The organism is Streptomyces sp. NPDC057287 (genome assembly GCF_042667905.1).
Classification (GTDB): domain Bacteria; phylum Actinomycetota; class Actinomycetes; order Streptomycetales; family Streptomycetaceae; genus Streptomyces.
In genome coordinates this window covers 272,657-292,234 of the sequence record NZ_JBHUYV010000002.1, presented here as the reverse complement: position 1 = coordinate 292,234, position 19,578 = coordinate 272,657, and the positions used below count along the sequence as shown (strand labels likewise).

Annotated in this window: 16 protein-coding genes; 15 read left to right on the top strand and 1 reads right to left on the bottom strand. The window is 69.8% G+C overall.

All coding sequences use genetic code 11. The features are described 5' to 3' along the window. Positions 1-134: 134 nt before the first annotated feature. The 15 genes from ACFUNE_RS04580 (at position 135) to ACFUNE_RS04510 (ending at position 15,133) form a co-directional block, all read left to right on the top strand. The gene (locus ACFUNE_RS04580) at positions 135-893 is read left to right on the top strand and encodes a lysophospholipid acyltransferase family protein (protein WP_383562158.1); all 759 of its coding nucleotides are present in this window, start codon (positions 135-137) and stop codon (positions 891-893) included. Positions 894-1,469: 576 nt separating this feature from the next. Continuing rightward, entirely contained in the window at positions 1,470-2,006 is a 537-nt protein-coding gene (locus ACFUNE_RS04575) for a GNAT family N-acetyltransferase (RefSeq protein WP_383563026.1), read from the top strand. Positions 2,007-2,139: 133 nt separating this feature from the next. Then, positions 2,140-2,301: a hypothetical protein gene (locus ACFUNE_RS04570; protein ID WP_383562156.1), complete on the top strand. Its 162-nt coding sequence runs from the start codon at positions 2,140-2,142 to the stop codon at positions 2,299-2,301. A 115-nt stretch (positions 2,302-2,416) separates the two neighbouring features. Continuing rightward, a complete protein-coding gene (locus tag ACFUNE_RS04565) occupies positions 2,417-3,628 on the top strand; it encodes a JmjC domain-containing protein (protein WP_383562154.1) in 1,212 nt (403 codons plus the stop codon). Beyond that, positions 3,625-4,587, top strand: a complete 963-nt coding sequence (locus ACFUNE_RS04560; protein ID WP_383562152.1) for an arginase family protein — start codon at positions 3,625-3,627, stop codon at positions 4,585-4,587. The genes ACFUNE_RS04565 and ACFUNE_RS04560 overlap by 4 nt, the downstream gene beginning before the upstream one ends. Continuing rightward, a complete protein-coding gene (locus ACFUNE_RS04555; RefSeq protein ID WP_383562150.1) occupies positions 4,584-6,326 on the top strand; it encodes a radical SAM protein in 1,743 nt (580 codons plus the stop codon). The genes ACFUNE_RS04560 and ACFUNE_RS04555 overlap by 4 nt, the downstream gene beginning before the upstream one ends. Next, positions 6,307-7,089, top strand: a complete 783-nt coding sequence (locus ACFUNE_RS04550; protein WP_383562148.1) for a cupin-like domain-containing protein — start codon at positions 6,307-6,309, stop codon at positions 7,087-7,089. Before ACFUNE_RS04555 ends, ACFUNE_RS04550 begins: the two co-directional genes overlap by 20 nt. Beyond that, positions 7,086-7,871 carry an aldo/keto reductase gene (locus ACFUNE_RS04545; protein ID WP_383562146.1) on the top strand — a complete coding sequence of 262 codons (786 nt, stop codon included), beginning with the start codon at positions 7,086-7,088 and terminating at the stop codon, positions 7,869-7,871. Before ACFUNE_RS04550 ends, ACFUNE_RS04545 begins: the two co-directional genes overlap by 4 nt. Further along, the gene (locus tag ACFUNE_RS04540; protein ID WP_383562144.1) at positions 7,868-8,842 is read left to right on the top strand and encodes an ATP-binding cassette domain-containing protein; all 975 of its coding nucleotides are present in this window, start codon (positions 7,868-7,870) and stop codon (positions 8,840-8,842) included. Before ACFUNE_RS04545 ends, ACFUNE_RS04540 begins: the two co-directional genes overlap by 4 nt. After that, the gene (locus ACFUNE_RS04535; RefSeq protein WP_383562142.1) at positions 8,842-9,657 is read left to right on the top strand and encodes a hypothetical protein; all 816 of its coding nucleotides are present in this window, start codon (positions 8,842-8,844) and stop codon (positions 9,655-9,657) included. The genes ACFUNE_RS04540 and ACFUNE_RS04535 overlap by 1 nt, the downstream gene beginning before the upstream one ends. Next, positions 9,650-10,456, top strand: a complete 807-nt coding sequence (locus ACFUNE_RS04530; protein WP_383562140.1) for an ABC transporter permease — start codon at positions 9,650-9,652, stop codon at positions 10,454-10,456. The genes ACFUNE_RS04535 and ACFUNE_RS04530 overlap by 8 nt, the downstream gene beginning before the upstream one ends. Positions 10,457-10,468: 12 nt before the next feature. Continuing rightward, on the top strand, positions 10,469-11,206 hold the full coding sequence (locus tag ACFUNE_RS04525; RefSeq protein WP_383562138.1) for a phytanoyl-CoA dioxygenase family protein: 738 nt from the start codon (positions 10,469-10,471) through the stop codon (positions 11,204-11,206). A gap of 179 nt (positions 11,207-11,385) precedes the next feature. Continuing rightward, on the top strand, positions 11,386-12,798 hold the full coding sequence (locus tag ACFUNE_RS04520; protein WP_383562136.1) for a family 2B encapsulin nanocompartment shell protein: 1,413 nt from the start codon (positions 11,386-11,388) through the stop codon (positions 12,796-12,798). A 264-nt stretch (positions 12,799-13,062) separates the two neighbouring features. After that, on the top strand, positions 13,063-14,232 hold the full coding sequence (locus ACFUNE_RS04515; protein ID WP_383563022.1) for a family 2 encapsulin nanocompartment cargo protein terpene cyclase: 1,170 nt from the start codon (positions 13,063-13,065) through the stop codon (positions 14,230-14,232). Positions 14,233-14,275: 43 nt separating this feature from the next. Further along, on the top strand, positions 14,276-15,133 hold the full coding sequence (locus ACFUNE_RS04510; protein ID WP_383562134.1) for a geranyl diphosphate 2-C-methyltransferase: 858 nt from the start codon (positions 14,276-14,278) through the stop codon (positions 15,131-15,133). A gap of 190 nt (positions 15,134-15,323) precedes the next feature. Here the strand turns inward: ACFUNE_RS04510 and ACFUNE_RS04505 are convergent, their stop codons facing one another. Next, complete coding sequence (locus ACFUNE_RS04505) at positions 15,324-19,286, bottom strand: glycoside hydrolase family 2 TIM barrel-domain containing protein (RefSeq protein WP_383562132.1); 3,963 nt, start codon at positions 19,284-19,286, stop codon at positions 15,324-15,326. Between the last annotated feature and the right edge of the window lie 292 nt (positions 19,287-19,578).

The window sequence follows — 19,578 nt, the reverse complement described above, 5'->3', positions numbered from 1 at the left end:
ACCTGTCCGACCCTGCTTCCGCTGAGCACCTGCGCCCCCCGCCGCTCTCCGAGATGAGTACACGGGCTCAGGCCACCGGCCCCGCCACCGCGTGACGATGGGCATCACCTCGACGCCCGAATCTCAGGAGTCCCGTGCTCAGCCAGATGGCGACCGCCGTCGTCCCCGCCTTCGGGCGCCTGACGACCTCATCGGATCTGCCGGCCGCCCCGGCCCCCGGCATCCTCGTCGCCAACCACACCTCCCTGGCGGACCCAGGCATCGTCCTGGCCGCTCTGCGCCGGCTGGGCATCGAGCCCGTCGTCCTCGCCACCGCCGGCCTGTGGCGGGTGCCCGTCCTGAGGTACTTCCTGGACCGCGACGGCCACGTCCCCGTCCACCGCCGCACCAGCCGTGCGGCCGACGCGCTGGAGAGCGCCGCCGACGCACTCGCAGCCGGGAGACATGTGCTCATCTACGGCGAGGGGCGCATTCCTCCACGCGCTGATGCCGCCGAAGCCGCTCCCCAAGCCTTCCGTAGCGGTGTCGCCCGACTGGCCGCCGCCTCCGGAGCCCGGATCATTCCGGTCGGCCAGGCCGGTGCCCGACGCCTGACCTCCGGAAGCGGGCTCAAGCAGGTGGCAGGTCTTCTCACCGCCCCCGTCCGACGTCCCCGCCTCCACGTACACGTCGGTGCACCCCTTCTCCTGCCGAAGGAGGTCGGGGCAGCGAGCAGAGCCGCGCATCGGGCCGTCACGACTGCGTGGCGCACCGCCGCCCAGCGCGTGGGCGAGCGCGTCACGCCGACGATCGGTCCCGAAGGGGCACACGCTCATCCTGGCCGTCCTCACTCCCCCGATTCCTCCCGTGCCGCCTCTCCGGCCCGCCCCGCTCGGACCGCGTCCCCGCGATAGCCGCCCGGCCCACCCCGTCCCACTGGCGACGTCGTCCGGGGAACACGGGCGACGGCAGAAGCCCGTGGTTCGTGCCGAGAATCAGGGGCTCCTCATGGCGTCCGACGGCCAAGCCCTCAACAGCCCGGCGTGCACGGCGAATTCCCGGCGCACGCGCCGGAGTGCACCGTCCTGGAGCAGCGGAATTGCCACCTGTTCCGAAAATTGGCCGATTTCAGCCCGGCCCGTCCACTCCGCGGGATGACGTCCCCGGATCACCCGAGGAACCCCCGCGTGACAGTTCCGCCGGTAACGGCTCCACTTCTCGGCCATCGCATGCGCCGGAATGCGTGATATCGGCCCCTCGGCGGCACACGGTAACTCCTCCTTGACCCGGAGCACACCAAGTCACCGACCCGAGCGGATGGAGCGAACCACTGCGAACGAGACGGGATATCGCCCGGCGCATTATTCCCCGCCCCCAGAGTAATTGAGCGTCGATATCCAGTCGGGAACCGCGCACCAGAATCTCTGCCCAGGACTTCCTGCTTCAGGCACCGGGGAGTGAACACAGGCCGTAGGGTGGCGACCGTGAATATGATCTTCCGGCGCCTGTCAGCGCCCGAGACCGAGCCCCTCATCCATTTTCTGACCAGCGAGAACTGGCCCTTTCACGGCACCAGCGAGGTGGACCACGAAACCGTGGGCCAGTGGATCGCGGAAGGCCGCTTCGAGAGCGGGGAGAACAGGAGCTTCTGGATCGACGTCGACGGAGCGGCCGTGGGTCTGCTCAGGCTCATGGACCTCGGGGACCACACACCCCTGTTCGACCTGCGCCTCCGGGCCGCGGACCGGGGTCGTGGCATCGGCACCCTGGCCGTGACCTGGCTGACCAGGTACGTCTTCGAGGAGTTCCCCGACGTGCATCGCATCGAGGGCAACACACGACAGGACAACAGCGCGATGCGACGCGTCTTCCTCCGCTGTGGCTACGCCAAGGAAGCGCACTACCGGGAGGCGTGGCCGTCGTCGGACGGAACCGTTCACGACGCGGTCGGTTACGCGGTGCTGCGCCGGGACTGGAGGTCCGGAGAGGTGACCGCCCCCCATTGGAACGACGAGCCGTTCGACTAGAACACATTTTCTGACGATAATTATTTATGACCGCATCCGGTAATCGACCGTCCGAATATCACCTCTTGTTCGCCGCACAATTCCTGTCGTACTGTCGCCGAGAACTGCCGGCAACGTCGCTCTGGAGGCGAACATGGCTGACAACACTGCACGGAACACGTCCGAGCAGGAATTCCCCGAGGTGGAGGTCCAGGTTTCTCCCGTGGCCGAGAGGGCGCGGGCGACCTTCGCCAAGACCCACAACCGCGCGGGCGTTCCAGACTTCACCCAGATGTTCGGTGACTCGGTGAAGTAGGGAACCGGGGTTCCGTGCGTATCGATCCGCAGGGATCCGGTACGCACGGAACCCTTTTACGCATCCCCTTCCGGGAATTGCGCCTCCGCCGGCGGACATGGGAGACACAGCGATCATGACGGCACCCGCCTCGGGACTCGGCCGGGCATTGGCGGCCGCGTTCGGCCCCGACTTCGTGGTGAAACACCTCAGCACCGACGTGGTGCTCCGGCAGCTCGACCCGGAGCTGATCCGGGACCACTTCTCCTGGCACGACCTGAACGAGATCCTCTCCCGGGGCCGCGTGGAGCCCGCGGAGCTGAAGCTGTGCACGGGGGGCAGATCGCTGCCCGAGCACGAGTACACAGTCACGCGGGCAGGGCATCGCGTGATCGACCTGAGCAGCACGTTCTCGCTCATGCGGGCCGGCGCCAGCCTCATCATCGACTCGCTCGACCGGATCCACCCTGCTGTGCGTGCCGCGACCGACGACGTCATGCGGATGGTCGGCGAGACCGCCTCCTGCAACCTCTTCGTCACGTTCGACGACTCGCAGGCCTTCGCCAGCCACTTCGACGAGGTGGACACCTTCGTCCTCCAGGTGCACGGCACCAAGAGCTGGCAGGTGCACGGGCCGTCGGAGGAGCACCCCCTTCCGGAGTACGGGGACAGCGACCCGGCCCGCTGCCCGGAGTCCGTGCTGTTCGAGAAGACGCTGGAACCGGGCGATGTGATCCACGTGCCCCGCGGCTGGTGGCACACCGTGCGCGGGGGCGGCGAATCCAGCCTCCACCTGACCTTCGCCTTCACCCGGCGCACCGGCTACGACTGGCTGCGCTGGGTGGCGTACCGGGCGCTCGACAACGTCGACGTACGGGAGAGCCTGACCCGGGCGGGTACCCCGGAGGAGCAGCGGGCACAGGCCGAGCGGCTCGTCACGGCATTCGTCGCCGAGGCGAAGGGCCTGACGCTGCCGGACTTCTTCGACGCCGAGCGGCGCCGGAGCGGCGGCCGGGACACCGCGGGCCTGCCCTGGGACGTGCTGAAGGCGCGGCCGCCGGCCGAGGCGGTCGTCGAGCTGGCAACCGTGCTGCCCCCTCTGCTCGAACTCAGGGGTGAGCACGTGGTGCTCACCGCCGCGGACCAGGAGTTCGTCCTGCCCGCCGTTCACCACGCTGCATGCGAGGCGCTTCTCCGGCTGCGCCGTGTCGGCATCGGAGAACTGGCCGAACGGACAGGCGCCTCCGCGGTCACCGTGTCCGCCCTGGTCTCCGCGTTGCTGAAGGTGCGTCTGGTCACCTTGACCGGTGGCCGGGCGGAGCGGGCCGAAGGGTGGCGGGCCTCGTGACGTCCGCGTCGATCCGGTCCGGCGCGGGCGCACTTGGACTGCCTGCGGCCGACGTCGACTCCGTCGTGTCGGGGGTCCTGGCCGCCGACGCGGTGATCATGGGCCTGCCGTTCGACGCCGGGGTGACGGGTGTGCCCGGCCAGCGCCACGGGCCGGAGATCTTCCGCAAGCTCAGCCCCGGGCATGACTGGAGCGTCGATGACGACGGAGCGCTGGGCGGGCTGATCGATCCGCTGACCGGGGACCCCGTGCTCGCCGGCCGGCGGGTGTTCGACCTCGGCGACCTCGGGGCCGTTCCGATCGATCCCCGGGTGGGGCGGGCGGCGTACTACCGAGCGCTGACCGTGCTCACGGAACGGCTCACCGGAACGGGGACGGTCCCCCTGTTCGTCGGAGGGGACCACAGCCTCTCCGCTCCCGTGGCGACAGGACTGGCCTCCGTGCACGGACCGGTGAGCGTGGTGTGCTTCGACGCCCACTGCGATTTCAGTGCCCGGCCGATGCCCGGTGTCACCGACATCACCCACGGCGACTTCCTCGGCCATCTGCTCCAGACGGGCGTGGTCACGGGATGCGAGCTGTACGGCGTGCGGGCCTATCTGCCGGCCTCCTGCGGTCCCCTGCCGCCGAGCCTGCGCTGCGCGTACGCGTACGGCTTCCCTGAGCCGGCGGACCACGTGGACGACGACCCGACGTATCTGTCGATCGACCTCGACGTGATCGACCCCGCGGAGTTCCCCGCGACCGGGCACCCGGAAGCGGGCGGCTACCGCCTGCGCGAGCTGCTCGCCGCCGTCGAGCACCTATGCCGTACGCGGCGCGTGGTCGCGGTCGACATCGTGGAGGCCCTTCAGGACGACCGCGAGAACCGGGCGACGAGCGCGACCATCTCCGCGCTCGTCATGACCTGCCTGCGCGCGCTGCTTGACGACCACCAAGGACGAGGGAGGGACAGATGAGTACGGACGCGGCAGAGCAGAAGCGGACCCACCGCCTGCACGCCTGGCAGATCGACCTGATCGAGCGGACGGACCGGCCCGACGTCCGGACGCACGAGGGCTCCGTCACCGGCATGAATCAGGGAGAGGGTGAGGTGACGATCCGTCAGGACCACGGTCGCACCTGGCTCTACAGGGTGTGGGAGAGCGACCGGCACCCGGGGCGCTACCATCTGTACGCCCCCGCCACCGGACGGATCCACGAGATCACTTCCCGCCAGGCGGCGCTGTTGCGCGCCGACCGCTGGGAGCGGCCCGGCCGGGGAGGGCCGCAGGGCGCGACGGGCGCGCCCGGGGGCCCGGAGGCCTCCGAAGCGTCGATCTCCGAAGCCGACATCGACGAACTCGCCTCTCTGATCGTGCCGTTCGACGGCTCCGGCTGGCAGTTCCCGGATCTGCCGCCGGACGCGCGCCTCGAGCAGCCGCGCGTCCGGGTGCTCATGCTCAATCCCACCGAGCAGTGCAACATCCGGTGCACGTACTGCTACTACGGTGGCGCCTACCCGGGCACCCGCCCGCACCAGACAGCCTCTCCCGGGTCGGACATGGTGAGGGCCGCGATCGACCTGTTCGTCACCGGGGAGGAGCGGCTGGAACCCGCACAACGGGCGGTCTACTTCTTCGGCGGAGAGCCGCTGATGGCGTTCGACCAGCTGAAGGAATCCGTCCTTGCCCTGGAGGAGCGCAAGAAGGAGGTCGGCTCCCGGCTGGAGAACCTCATCGTCCAGGTCAACACCAACGGCATGCTGCTGACGACCGAGATCGTCGACTTCCTGGTCGCGCACGACATCTACCTCAACATCTCCATCGACGGTCCCAACCACGACCGCTACCGGATCGACCGCCGCGGCAAGGGGACCCATGACCGCGTACGGGAGCGGGCCGACTGGCTCGCGGAGAACCGGCCCGACTACTTCGCCTCGCGCGTCGCCGTCATCTGCGTCCTTTCGGCACCGCTCGACGAGGGCGCCCTGTACCGGTACTTCAGCGAGTGGCCGACCGCGCTGAGGGCGCTGGCCTGGGACTTCGACCTGCTGCTGCCGGGGGGTGAGGAGTCGTACTCGGACTTCCAGCAGATGTTCGCCGAGCAGCGCCGGGTATGGGACCTCTTCGTGGCGTCCCACCGGCTGCCGTACGACGAGCGGGAGCGGTCGGGCCGCTACCGCTTCGCCTTCAGCCACGGCTTCCTCCATCGCTCCTTCCACCGCGCCCTGAACCAGCCCGAGCGGAGCGGCGGTCCCCGGCTCGGACACCTGCTGGGCGTCCAGCTCGTGCCGGGGAACGAGTACTTGGTGCTCGGCTCGGACGGCACGCTCTACTCGTCGTACGAATACCAGTCCCCGGACTTCGCCGTCGGCCACACGGACCGCGGCGTCGACCCGCTGGCAGGGGTGGAGCAGCTCGGCATGTTCCGTGACGCCGTGCAAGCAGGCTCCTGCCGGACCTGCTGGGCGGCGCCGATGTGCACGGTGACCGTACCGGAGGCGCCCTTCAGGGCGTCGGACGAGGACGGGACCGTGCGCGAGAAGGTGACGGCGAAGCGGGCGCGCTGCATGTCCGAGCGGGAGAACCTCGTGCAGGGCCTGCGCGCCCGGGCCGACATCGAGACGGCCTTCGGGCCCCAGGCGCTACGGGGACACCAGCAGGACTGGGCCCGCCAGGCGGAGGGGGGCAGCCGCGTTGACTACTTCAACGGCTGACGACGCGGCCACGGCCGCCCAGGTGTGCGGCGACCGGCCAGCCGTACTGCGCGGGGCCGGCCGGGACTGGCCGGTGTACACCGCGCTCGGCGAGGCACGGCTGCGGGAGTTCGACGACCGCCCGGTGGTGGCCCAGGACGCTCAGCGGCGGGCGGTGACCGTGCCGTTGCGGGAGATCCTGGACGAGCTGCGGGCCGAACATCCACGGGGCCTGTACCTCCGCGACCAGCTGGTGTCGGAGTTCGAACCGGGTCTGTGGAACCTCGTCCCGCGCGAGGTCCGCCGGTTGAACTGGCTGCTGGCACTGCCCACGGAGATGCGCCCGGACTGGGTGTGGCTGATGATCGGCGGGGCCGGCAGCGGGTCCCCCCTGCATGTCGACACGATGGCGAGCTCCGCGTGGAATCTGCTCTGCTCGGGGCGTAAGAGATGGAGCTTCCACCCTCCCGGCCGCGCCGAGGAGTTGCGTCTGCTGCCCCCGGGCTGCGCCGACGCTCCGGGCGCCTGCGACGGCGAGAGCGTCACGCTGGTCCAGGAGGCGGGAGACATCGTGGTGACGCCCAGTGGATGGGCCCACGAGGTGCGCAACCTCACCGGCACCGTCTCGGTCACCGCCAACTTCGTCAACGCCTCCAACCTCGCCTTCGCGAAGCGTTATTTCGACGTGCTCGGAGACATGGCGAACGGTGAACTGCTCACGGCGGTCGGCGCGGCGTTCGGGCTGCTCGGCGAGCCGACCGACGACGGGAGCCGTGTCCGGTGAGCGGGGGAACCCTGCCGTCCGGCCTCCCTCCGGTCAGCCTGGGCACCTGGCAGATGTGGGGCCGGGCGGCGAGCCGTTCTGTGAGGGAGGCCCTCGACCTCGGTTACCGATGTGTCGACACCGCCACCGGATACCGCAACGAACAGGCGGTGGGAGCCGGAATCCGCGCCTCCGACATCGAGCGGGACGACCTGCTGATCGTCACCAAGTTCCCGGAGGAGGACGCCGGACGTGAGCACGAGACGCTCTCGCGCAGCCTGGACCTGCTCGGGGTGGAGTACGTGGACCTCTGGCTGATGCACGGTCCGCTGGACGCCGAGGGGTCGCTGGCCGTGTGGCGACGGTTCGTCGAGGCCCGGGAGGCGGGTCTGGTCCGTGCCATCGGCGTGAGCAACTTCCGGCCCTCCCAGGTGGACGACCTCGTCGCCCGGTCCGGGGTCGTCCCCGCGGTGAACCAGGTCGCCTTCGGCCCCTGGTACTTCGACCCCGCTCTCGCTCCGCACCACGCCGCACTCGGGATCGTGGTCCAGGGACACAGCCCCTTCAGCGAGAACGACCTGGAACACCCCGTGCTGCGGACGACCGCCGAACGCCACGGTCGGAGCGTCCACCAGGTCCTGCTGCGCTGGCACCTCGAACACGGAGTCCCCACCGTGGCGAAGGCGGTCTCGCCCGCCCACCTCGCTGCGAATCTCACGGTGAACGACTTCTCCCTGACTCCCGCCGAAGTGACGGCGATCGACCACATCGCCGACGGCGCGCGGGCGGGGGCGGTCTCGTGAGGGTCCACCTGGAATCGGTGCACCGCTCCTACCGGGTTCGGCGGCCCCAGGAGACCGGCGGGCGCCTCGTCCGCCTGCTCCGCAGGGTCAGCGGCGAGGTGGAAGCACTGAAGGGCATCGACCTGCGGGTCGACGAGGGCGAGGCGGTCGGCTACATCGGGCTCAACGGAGCGGGCAAGTCCACCACCATGAAACTCGTCGCCGGGATCCTGACCCCGACCGCCGGCCGCGTCACGGTCGACGGTCGCGATCCGCACGGTGACCGTCGGCGGCTCTCCGCCGAGCTGGGGTATCTGGCGGCGCAGCGGGCCAGCCTCTGGTGGGACCTGCCGGTGAAGGACTCCTACGAGCTGCTCCGGCGGGTCTACGACATCGAGCCCGCCGTCTTCCGGCGCCGCCGCGAGCACCTCGTGGACCGCCTCGGCATCGGGCGATACCTCGACACCCCGGTGCGCGAACTCTCCCTCGGCAACCGGACCAGGGCGGAACTGGTGGGGACGTTGCTCCACGCCCCGCGCCTGCTGCTGCTCGACGAGCCGACCATCGGCCTGGACGTCTTCGCGCGGGAGGCCATCTGCGGTGTCCTGCGCGATCTCCGCCAGGACACGGCGCCGACCGTCCTCATGGCCAGCCACGACCTGCGGGACGTGGAGGCTATCTGCGACCGGATCGTCATGATCGACGACGGCCGCCTGGTACACGACGGGAAGATCGACGAACTGCGCGCGCTCGGTGGCGGCCGCCGCAAGCTCGTGATCCACCACGCGCCGGACCACCGGCTGCCCCCGCTGCCCGGCCCGGCGCAGGTCGAGGAGCGGACCGGCACGATCACCACGTACGGCTTCGTCCAGGGCGAGCTGCCGGGCGAGCTCCTCGCGAAGCTGTTCTCCGACCCACAGGTCGACGACGTACGGATCGAGGCTCCGAGCCTGGAGTCCCTCATCAAGGACCGCTACCTGGAGGGTGCCTGATGGCTGCCGCGCGGCGGGCCTGGCAGACCCAGCGGGCCATCGCCGCCATGCAGGTGAAACTGACCTTCCACTACCGGACCAGAGCGCTCGCGCAGGGGATCGGCGCCCTGTTGCTGATCGGCCTCCAGGCGGCCCTGTGGAGCGCCGTCTACGCGGGCGGCGACGGCTCCGCGCGGGCGGGCTGGCTGACCCTGCACCAGACGACCCTGTACGCGGCGGCCGGAACCATCTGGGTGCTCTGCGTGCCTGGCCTGGCGCTGGCCCGACAGCTGGAGGCGAAGATCAGGGACGGGCGGATCGTGACCGAGCTGTTGATGCCCACCGGATTCCAGTCCCAGTGGTTCTCCGCCGCCCTCGGCCGCACGCTCGGCGTCACCGCACTGGTCGGTGTGCCCGCGATGATCGCCGGAGGGGTACTGCTGTACCCCTTCTCACTCGATCCCGCCTACGTGGGGCGCCTGGTGCTGACGACCGCCATCGCCTTCGTCATCCTGTTCGACTTCAGCTACCTGATCGGTCTGTCGGCGTTCTTCATCCGCCGCGTCGAGGGCCTCAACGAAGTCCGCGAGGCGTTGCTGCTCCTGCTCGGCGGCTCGATGATGCCGATCTCCCTGTACCCGCGGGAGCTGCGGGACGCCGCGGTCTGGACGCCGTTCGTGCACGGCTTCTACACCCCCCTCGGCACCCTGGTCCGGGATCCTTTCGTCGACAGCCGGATCATCGCCCTGGGAGCCTGCTGGGCGGTCCTGCTGTCCGCTGCCGGTGTGCTGTGCACCCGCACCGCGCTGCGGAGGCTGGTGATCGCCGGTGGCTGAGACCCTGGCCGGGCTGCGGAAGTCCGCCGGAATCGCGCTGCTCGCCACCCGGATGAACTTCAGGAGCCAGCTGGTGCACCCCGGCGAGGTCGTGCTCGCCAACGTCGGAGCCCTGGTCCAGGCAGTCTCCGGAGCGGCCGTCTTCATGCTGGCACTCTCCGCGTCGGGCGGCATCCACGGCTGGACGCTCGCCGAGTGGGCGGCGCTGACGGGATTCACCACGGTCGCCCGCGCGCTGTGGAACACCGTCTTCTTCGGCACCCTGGACATCCCTGACATGGTGCGCAGCGGAGAGCTCGACCACTACCTGGTGCGTCCGACGAGTCCACTGGCGCTGATCCTGTTCTCGAAGGTCGACACGGACGTCTGGATCGAGATCGTCGTCGGCGCGGGCATGCTGGGCGGCGCCCTCCACTTCAGCGGGGCGGACCTGTCCGGACCGGTCCTGCTCTTCATCCCGCCGGCCCTGATCGGTTCCGCCCTGGTCTTCGCGGCCATGCACCTCGCCGTCACGGCCCTCTCCTTCTGGCTGCGCCAGGACGCGATGCTGAGCATGCTGATCTGGCGCCTGGACAGCTTCGCGCAACTGCCGATGAGCTTCTATCCGAGGTGGCTGCTGACCGTGTTCTCCACGGTGGTGCCGTTCGCCTTCGTCGGCTACTTCCCCTGCCTCTACATCCTCGGCAGGACCGAGTCCCCGTTCGTCTGGGCCCTGCCTCTCGCGGGCCCCTTGCTGTTCCTGCCCGCTGTCCTGCTGTGGCGACGCGGGCTCGACCGCTACGCCGGCACCGGTTCCTGAGGAAGGCCCGCGATGAACAACCGCGACGCGTTCGAGCGTGACGGATACCTTCTGGCCGACCTCTACTCCGAGGACGAGGTGGCGGTTCTGAAGAAGATGCTGTCCGGCCTCATCGACCCTCCGGCGTCCGCGCATCCCCGGCTGCACGTCCATGCCGCGTCCGCCACACCCCTGCCGCGCCTCGACCCCTACAACCCGTACGCCGTGTGGAAGATCGTCAATACGCCGCTGGCCGGGGACGACTGGTACGCGCTCATCCACGACGAGCGGGTCCTGGACGTCGTCGGCGAGCTGCTGGGGCCCGACATCAATTTCCACATGGGGTTCGCGCGGCTTCGTCCTTCCAGGCTGTCAGCCGAGGAGGGCTGGCACCGCGACCTCGACACCGATCGGCACACCCGGCCCGAGCTGGTCACGGCACTGATCTACCTGGACGACATGGACGCCGAGTCCGGCGCGACCCTCGTATGGCCGGGGAGCCACCGCCGCCACGAGCCGGTCCCCCCGGACGACGAGGTGGTGCCGGTACGGGCCCGCCCCGGGTCGGTGTTGTTCCTGCACTGCCTCACCGCGCACCGTGCCAGCAGGAACACGACGGACCGCCACCGCTCCATCCTGATCCACGAGTACAAGAGCGCGCGGGCGGTGGAGCTCACCCCCAACCAAGCGGCGTTCGGCGATCTTCCGCTGCGCAGGGCGGGCCGGATTCCGGGCGTCCCCGGGACGGTTCCCGGCGCACCCCGGGTGTGACCGGACGGGAGCCGGCCGGACCAGCGCCGGCCGGGTGTGAACGTGTGCGCGAAGAAACGAATCGGCGGCCCAACTACCCAGCCGGGAAGGAGACATTCACCTTCTTTCGTGTGATGACAGGTGATGTGACGAAGAGGGAGGGTGAGCAGGCGCACCTACAGGAGGGCTGAGAACCACATATGACCGTTGAAGCCGACCGGGAAGCCGTACAGGCACAGGCGTCCGGACAGCAGAGTCTGGCGACATCCGCCGCACGCAACCTGGCGACGACATCGAAATCCGTTCCACAGACGCAGGAGACCTCCTCCCGGTGGCTCCTCCGGATGCTGCCGTGGGTGGACGTCCGGGGTGGAACGTACCGGGTGAACCGGCGACTCAGTCACGCCGTGGGAGACGGGCGGGTGACCTTCGTACAGACCGGCGGTCAGGTCTCGGTCATCCCGGCCGAACTGGGCGAGCTCCCGGCGTTGAGGGGGTACGCCGACGAAGAGGTGCTCGGCGAGCTGGCCCGTCGCTGCGAGCAGGTGGACTTCGCGCCAGGGGCCGTGCTGGCCTCCGCGGGGGACGCGAGGGACCGCGTCCTCCTGCTGGCACACGGCCGCGTCGAGAAGGTCGGCACCGGGGCGTACGGCGGAGAGACCGTTCTCGAAGTCCTCGCCGACGGAGCCTACTTCGGTGAGCAGTCCCTGACCGAGCCGGAGGGCGCCTGGGAGTCCACCTTCCGTGCCACCACCGCGTGCACGGTGCTGGTGCTGCCCAGGAGTGACGTGGCCAACCTCGCGGAACGCGCCCCGTCACTGGGCACGCATCTGGAGACCTTCGCGGCGCTCCCCCGGCAGCGCACCAACAAGTACGGCGAGGCGGCAGTCGACCTCGCGGCCGGCCACGTGGGCGAGGCGCGCATCCCGCACACCTTCGTCGACTACGATCCCTCGCCCCGCGAGTACGAACTCTCCGTCGCGCAGACGGTACTGAAGATCCACAGCCGCGTCGCCGATCTCTACAACGACCCGATGAACCAGACCGAGCAGCAGTTGCGTCTCACACTCGAAGCGCTGCGCGAGCGCCAGGAACACGAGCTCGTCAACAACCCGGAGTTCGGGCTGCTGAGCAACTGCGACTACGCGCAACGCCTCCAGCCGCACGACGGCGTGCCGAGCCCCGACGACATGGACGAGCTGCTCTCCCGGCGCCGTGGCAACAAGTTCTTCCTGGCCCATCCCCGTGCCATCGCCGCCTTCGGCCGTGAGTGCAACAAGCGGGGACTGACGCTGGACCCGGTGGACGTCGGTGGTCATCGCATTCCCTCCTGGCGCGGCGTGCCGATCTATCCGTGCGGAAAGATCCCCGTGAGCGATGCCCGTACGACCTCGATCCTGTGCATGCGCACGGGTGAGGACGACCAGGGCGTGATCGGCCTGCGCCAGTCGGGGATCCCCGACGAGATCGAACCCAGCCTGTCGGTCCGGTTCATGGGCATCGACGAGCAGGCGCTCATCTCCTACCTCGTCACCGCCTACTACTCGGCCGCCGTCCTGGTCCCGGACGCTCTCGGTGTCCTGGAGAACGTCGAAGTGGGCCGCTGGCGCTGACCGGAGCCGACAGGCACCGGACCACTGGTCACATCCCCTCCCCGACGCGGCCGGCCTCGCGCCGTCCGCGTCCGGTCGGGCGCTCCCGGATACGGCGGACGCGCCCTGGCCCGGCTTCGGCATGCCCGAAGGCGCTGCCGCGAGCGGGCGTGCTCCCGTCCTCAGCCGAAGCGCACTCTTCAGCCGAAAGGCACTCTTCGTATGACACCAACCAGTGGTGCCGACGCCCGCCCGTGGGCACGGCACGGGTCCCCGGCCGCCCGGCTGCCGGCCCCGGGGGCTCGAACCGCCGTCCAGGCTCCTTCGCCCCCTCCCCCACCGCTCCTGCTCGAACGCCTGCTGGCCGGACCGGCCGGGCTGGGTACGTCCGCGGCCCGCCCGTTCGACTCCCCCGCCCCACCCGCGACGGCGCGGGGAGGGGGAGAGCAGGAGGGCCCACCGCCGACCGGCCGGGACCGACCCGTGGAGGGGCAGGCCACGACGGTGCGGATCCCGGCCCTGTACTGCCCCGACGCGGTGCGGGACGACCCCGCACTCGGCGAGGAGGTCAACAACCGCCTGGTCGAGTGGGCCGAGGAGACCGGCATCTTCACCGGCCGTCTCGAACGCCTGCGTTCACACCAGTTCGGGCGCCTGTTCATGCTCGCCCACCCCGACTGCGACGACCCCGACCGCGTGCTGGCCGCGGCCCGCTGCGGGCTCGCGGAATGGTCGGTGGACGACCACTGGGTCGACGAGGGCGAGGACACGGAGCCGGAGCTCCTCGGTGCACGCCTCGCCATGGCTCACGCGGTGATCGACCCCGTCCGTCTCCCCGCCCGCTACCAGGCGCAGTTCGAGGACCTCGTCCGGCGACAGCCCGTCCTGCGCGCCTTCCGGTCCAGTCTCGGCCATCTGTCCGAGTTCGCCAGCACCACCCAGGTGGCCCGGCTGCGCCACGAACTCGCCGTCATGTTCGTCGGATACGGGCAGGAGGCCCAGTGGCGCGACAGCGGGCGCAGGCCGGCGGTGTGGGAGTACCTCGTGCACCGCTACGAGAACGCCTTCTACCCGTGCATGGCGCTGATCGACCCGGTCGGCGGTTACGAGGTGCCCGCCCCTGAGCTCGCCGACCCCACGGTGCGCCGCACCTACCTCTACGCGGGCATGGCCAACGTCCTGCTCAACGACATCTATTCGATGGCCAAGGAGGACCCGGGAGACACCAACCTGCCCAACCTCATCGCCGCCGAGGAGAACTGTTCTCTCCAGGAAGCCGTCGACCGGACGGCTGCCATCCACGACGAACTCATGCACACCGTCGAGGCCGACTGCGCCGTCCTGGCAACAGCAGGCTCGCCCCAGCTGCGCCGCTACCTGGCCGGCCTGTGGGCGTGGATGGGCGGCAGCAAGCAGTGGCACGCCACCAGTGCCCGATACCAGCAAGCTCAGTGACCCCCTAGCCATATCCGTGATTCCCGTAACCAAGGAGAACGTCATGACCGTCCAGGACACCGCTGCCCACCCCCTGCGCAGCCTCTACCAGAAGTCCGTCGCCAACTACTGGAACCAGGAGCAGAACCCGGTCAACCTCCGTCTGGGCGAGGTCGACGGCATCTACCACCACCACTACGGCATCGGCGACGCGGACCGGTCCGTGCTCGAAGGCCCTGAGGAGACCCGGGAGCAGCGCCTCACGGCCGAGCTCCACCGTCTGGAGTGCGCCCAGTCCGACCTGCTGATGTCACACCTCGGCGACATCACCCCCGAGGACCGCCTCATGGACTCGGGATCGGGCCGCGGCGGCAGCAGCTTCGTCGCCCACAGCCGGTTCGGCGCGCGCGTCGACGGTGTCTCGATCTCCGAGACCCAGGTCGCCTTCGCCAACGGCCAGGCCAAGGAACGCGGTGTGGACCACAAGGTCGGCTTCCACCTCAAGAACATGCTCCACACCGGCTTCGAGAGCGACAGCTTCCAAGGCATCTGGAACAACGAGAGCACGATGTACGTGGACCTGTCGCTCCTGTTCCCCGAGTACGCCAGGCTCCTCAAGCACGGGGGGCGCTACGTCACCATCACCGGCTGCTACAACGACGCGTACGGACTGCCTTCCCGAGCCGTCAGCGAGATCAACGCCCACTACATCTGCAACATCCATCCCCGCAGCACCTACTTCAAGGAGATGGCCGCCAACCGCCTCGTGCCCGTCAGCGTCGTCGACCTCACCGCGGCCACCATCCCCTACTGGGAGCTCCGCGCCGAGTCCCCGCTGGCCACCGGCATCGAGAAGGCCTTCCTGGACGCCTACAAGGACGGCAGTTTCCAGTACCTGCTGATCGCCGCCGACAAGGTCTGACCGGCGGGTTGCCGCGGAGGGACCGGCCGTCGCGTACCCGGTGGACGGAAGCGGCCCGAGGGGCTCCGCCGCGAGACGGCGGAGCCCCTGAACCGGTCGCGCCCGGCACGGTCAGGGGTGGCGGGCGCGACCACTGAGGCACCGGATCGGGGCGCCCCGCGTCAGGGGGCGCCCCGATCGCCGCCCGGCCCTATGCCGGGGACTCCGTGCCCGTCGGCCGGCGCGACGCCGCCATCGCGTCGTCCAGGTCGGTCAGCGGGCGCAGCCGGTAGGTGTAGGAGTAGTCCTTGTCCGCGAAGAGCTTGTACTCGTCGTGCGTGTGAGCGCCCCAGCTGTCGTCGCCACCCACGCCCATCTGCCGGTGGTTCAGCCGCAGTACGACGTCGGTGCGAGGGGTCAGCTGATAGTCGTGCCGGGCTCCCGCCGACAGGTCCTCCGGGGTGAAGTGCGAGGCGTTGACCTCGAGGAGCGGTTCGCCGCAGGCGAGCAGTCCCCTGCCGCTGCTGTCCGTCAGCGCCACCCAGCGGACATCCGTCTTGTTGCCGTTCTCCTGCGGACGCACGTAGGGGGTCCACTGTCCGGAGACGGTGCCGGAGTGCAGTCCCACATCGGTGCCGTCGTTGCGGTCCCAGTGGTTCTCCTGCGGGCCCCGGCCGTAGTAGTGCAGGTGTTCCAGGCGGCCGGGCAGGAGGAGCAGTGTGCCGACCTCCGGGATGTAGGGCAGGTCGGCGGCGCCCGGATGCAGGGTGTGGTCGACCTTGATCTCGCCGTTGCCGAAGACCGTGTACGTCGTCGTGTAGGCGGACTCCTCCGCGGTGGGAAGGGTGCCGCTGACGGCGATCTCGACGGCTCGGTCGCCTAGCCCGCGCACCTCGATCCCCGTCACGTCCCGGTCGCTGCCGGCGTGGCGCCAGGTGCCGTTCCGGCCGGGCTGGCCGTTGCCGACATCGTTGTCCGTGGGGGCCCGCCAGAAGTTCGGTGCGGGGCCCGACGAGATCAGCTGGTCGCCGCCCGCTTCCCAGGAGGTGATGACACCGCTGCTCCTGTCGACGGTGACGGAGAAGTCCTCGCCCGTCACGGTCACGGAGCCGTCGCCGTCCTGATAGCTCAGCGCCCGTACGGAGTCCAGGGGCCGAGGCGTCACGGCCGGGCTGCCCGCGTCGACGGCCAGCTGCTGCCGGGCCACCTCGAATCCGGCCTCGGCCCACCGGGTGGGCTGCTTGGTGGTGAACGACAGCTGGAGGAAGTACTCGGCCCCCGGCTCCGGCTCGTCGGGCAGGGTGAAGGGGATGGTGATGTCCTTGCTGGACAGGGGGGCGATGTCGAGCTGCGCGCGGGTCAGCTTTCCGTTCTGCACCCTCCTGCCGTCGGCGACCAGGGCCCAGCCGGCGTCGAACTCACGGAGGTTCGTGAACAGGTACTCGTTGGTGACGGTGATCCGGCGGGAGCCCGCGCCCTCGCCGTCGGCGGGCGCGGCATCGATCGCCTGGAGGACCCTTTTGATCTCCGCGGCCTTGCCGGTGAGCCCCCGGTCCGCGGTGACGATGCCGTCGGCGCTGAAGCTGCCGTCGTTCGGGTTGTCGCCGAAGTCGCCGCCGTAGGCGCGGAACGTCGGCTCCGAGGGCCGGATCTCCTCGAAGCCGACGGTGGCGGAGTCGAACCAGAGGCGCACGTCGTCGTCGCCGGGACCCCGGGAGCGGGAGGCGAGCTCGGCCGCGGTCAGGGCCCTGGCGTAGACGCTCGCCCGCCGGATGGTGCCGCTGAACTCACGGGTCCCGTTGTCCGCGTCGGTGGCGAGCGCGAGCGGCGTGTTGTTGCTCCCGGGCCGCCGGGGCGCGGCCGTGGTGGCCTCGGCCCTGCCGTCCACGTACAGGGTCAGCGTGGCCGCCGCCGCGTCGTAGACGCCGGCGATGTGGTGCTCGGTGCCGGTCCAGTCCTGCGGCAGGGGCCAGCTCGCGGTCGTCCACCGGCCGCCGGAGTGGATGAAGAACTCCAGGGCGGCATCCGTCTGCTTCAGCGCGTACTGGGTGTCGCCCTTGGCGAGGATCGGCTGGTGACGGCCGGTCACCTTCTGTGTGACCCAGGCCTCCAAGGTCAGCGAGCCGGTGATGTCGAGTCCTGCGGAGCGTGCGAAGACCGTGCCCCCGTACACGCCCTCGTCGCGGTCGAAGGTGCCGCTGGGGGCAAGGATCTCCCCGCGGACCGAGCCGGGTCCGGACTCCGTGAACACCTTGCGGGTCGGCGTGGGCCAGGTGAGTGCCTGGTCGGCGAAGTCCCAGATCCAGCCGCCCTGCAGGACGTCGAAGCGGCGGATGACGTCCCAGTACTTCTTGAAGTTGCCGCTCGAGTTGCCCATCGCGTGGGAGTACTCGATGAGGACGAACGGCCGTGTGTCCGCGGTGTCTTTTGCCCTCTGCTCGACCTGGGCGGGCTTGGTGTACATCTCCGAACGGATGTCGCTGATCCCCGGGCGGTCGTCGCCCTCGTACTGGATGACACGCGAGGGGTCGTAGGACCGGATCCAGTTGTGCATGGCGACGAAGGCCGAACCGGTTCCGGCCTCGTTGCCGAGCGACCAGATGACGGCCGAGGCATGGTTCTTGTCGCGGTGGACCATGTTCCTGGCCCGGGCCACGCACGCCTCGGTCCAGTCGGCGTGGTCTCCGGGGTAGGTGTCGCGGATGCCGTGGGTCTCGAGGTTGGTCTCGTCCACCAGGTACAGGCCGTACGCGTCCGCCAGCTCCAGCCACAGCGGGTTGTTCGGGTAGTGGGAGGTGCGGACGGTGTTGAGGTTCAGCCGCTTGACGACCTCGATGTCCTTGACCATGTCCGCCCGGGTCAGCGACATGCCGTGCTCGGGGTGCATCTCGTGCCGGTTCGTACCCCGCAGGGAGACCGGCTTGCCGTTGATGCGCATCAGGCCGTCCACGATCGCGAACTCGCGGAAGCCCACCCGGTGGGACAGCGTCTCCGTGACCCTGCCCGCCGGGTCACGGAGCCTCAGTACGGCGGTGTAGAGGTGCGGGTGCTCGGCGGACCACAGCTCCGGCCTGGGCACGGCCCTGCCGGCCCGCACGGTCACGTCCTTGCCTGCCGGGGCGGCGGTGAGGTCTGCGGACTGCCGCAGCGGGCGGGCCCAGACCGGGTGCCCGTCGGCGTCGTAGAGCTGGGTCTCGACGGTGTACTTCCCCTTCCCCGCGGTGCCGCCGTCGCCGTAGGCGCGCACCGAGGCGGTGACGGACAGCTCGGCCGCGGTGTAGCCGTCGCTGAGCGGGGTGTCGAGTTTGAAGTCCCTCAGGTGCACGGTGGGCGTGGAGAAGAGGTGGACCGAGCGGAAGATCCCGCTCAGCCGGATCATGTCCTGGTCCTCCATCCAGTCCCCGTCGGAGAAGCGGTAGACCTCCACCGCGATCTGGTTGCGGCCCGGGACGAGGTGCGTCGTGATGTCGTACTCGGCGGAGGTGTAGGAGTCCTCGCGGTAGCCGACGGGTTCGCCGTTGATCCACACGTAGTGTGCGGACTTCACCCCCTCGAAGTGCAGGAAGACCTGCCGGCCCGCCCACCCCCGCGGGACGGTGAAAGTGCGGCGGTACTGGCCTACGGGGTTGTAGCGGGTGGGTGCGAAGGGCGGCTGCGCCTCTTCGCCCAGGCCGTTGGCGCCCGCCCAGGGGTAGGTGATGTTGGAGTAGATCGGGAAGTCGTAGCCGTGCAGCTGCCAGCAGGACGGTACGGGTATGGAGTCCCAGGAGCGATCGTCGAGGCCGGTCCGGTGGAAGTCGGGGTCGCGGTCGTCGGGACGGTCGGCATAGGCGAACTTCCACGTCCCGTCGAGGTCGAGCCGCCACGGTGATCGTGTCCGGTCGCAGGCCAGGGCTTCGTCGACGTTCGCGTACGGCATGAGCGTGGTGTGGGGTGGCTCGGAGCCGACGTCGAAGATCGAGATGTTGTTGTTCCACTCCGGGTAGCCGTTGGCCGGAGGGCCGCCGGCAGCCGAGGCGGCGTCGGCGTGTGCGGCCGCTCCGGCGGGCACGACGGCCGGGAGGGCGGAGAGTGCGAGCGCGCCGAAACCGGCGGCTCCGCCCTCCAGGAGCCGGCGGCGGCTGACGCTGCGGGTCGGCTGGGCCGGCTGGTGGGGGGAAGACGAGTGCTGCATGGCAGTGGACCCCTAGGGATGGCCGTACCGCGGTGCGTCGGAACGACGCAGGGCGCGTAGGCGTGTCGAGTTCCGTTCGTTGTCGACGACGTACAAGGCGGACCTCATGGCCCGGACCTGCTCCGGTAGCCGCTGTCGCCGCCCCGGCGGTATCCACTGCCGTCATACGTGGTGCTGCTGGTCGTCATGTCGATGCGGCTCCTCACGTGGGAAGTTGCCTCTTCGTCACGTTCGAAATCTCGTCCGATGTCCGAAAAACCTGCCGCGACGGTAGTGACGGGTGATCAGGGGT

Excerpts from the sequence above, each read along its gene's own strand:
- ACFUNE_RS04575 (WP_383563026.1), top strand. The coding sequence starts at position 1,470 with ATGATCTTCCGGCGCCTGTCAGCGCCCGAGACCGAGCCCCTCATCCAT.
- ACFUNE_RS04570 (WP_383562156.1), top strand. The coding sequence starts at position 2,140 with ATGGCTGACAACACTGCACGGAACACGTCCGAGCAGGAATTCCCCGAG.
- ACFUNE_RS04565 (WP_383562154.1), top strand. The coding sequence starts at position 2,417 with ATGACGGCACCCGCCTCGGGACTCGGCCGGGCATTGGCGGCCGCGTTC.
- ACFUNE_RS04555 (WP_383562150.1), top strand. The coding sequence starts at position 4,584 with ATGAGTACGGACGCGGCAGAGCAGAAGCGGACCCACCGCCTGCACGCC.
- ACFUNE_RS04535 (WP_383562142.1), top strand. The coding sequence starts at position 8,842 with ATGGCTGCCGCGCGGCGGGCCTGGCAGACCCAGCGGGCCATCGCCGCC.
- ACFUNE_RS04525 (WP_383562138.1), top strand. The coding sequence starts at position 10,469 with ATGAACAACCGCGACGCGTTCGAGCGTGACGGATACCTTCTGGCCGAC.
- ACFUNE_RS04520 (WP_383562136.1), top strand. The coding sequence starts at position 11,386 with ATGACCGTTGAAGCCGACCGGGAAGCCGTACAGGCACAGGCGTCCGGA.
- ACFUNE_RS04510 (WP_383562134.1), top strand. The coding sequence starts at position 14,276 with ATGACCGTCCAGGACACCGCTGCCCACCCCCTGCGCAGCCTCTACCAG.
- ACFUNE_RS04505 (WP_383562132.1), bottom strand. The coding sequence starts at position 19,286 with ATGCAGCACTCGTCTTCCCCCCACCAGCCGGCCCAGCCGACCCGCAGC.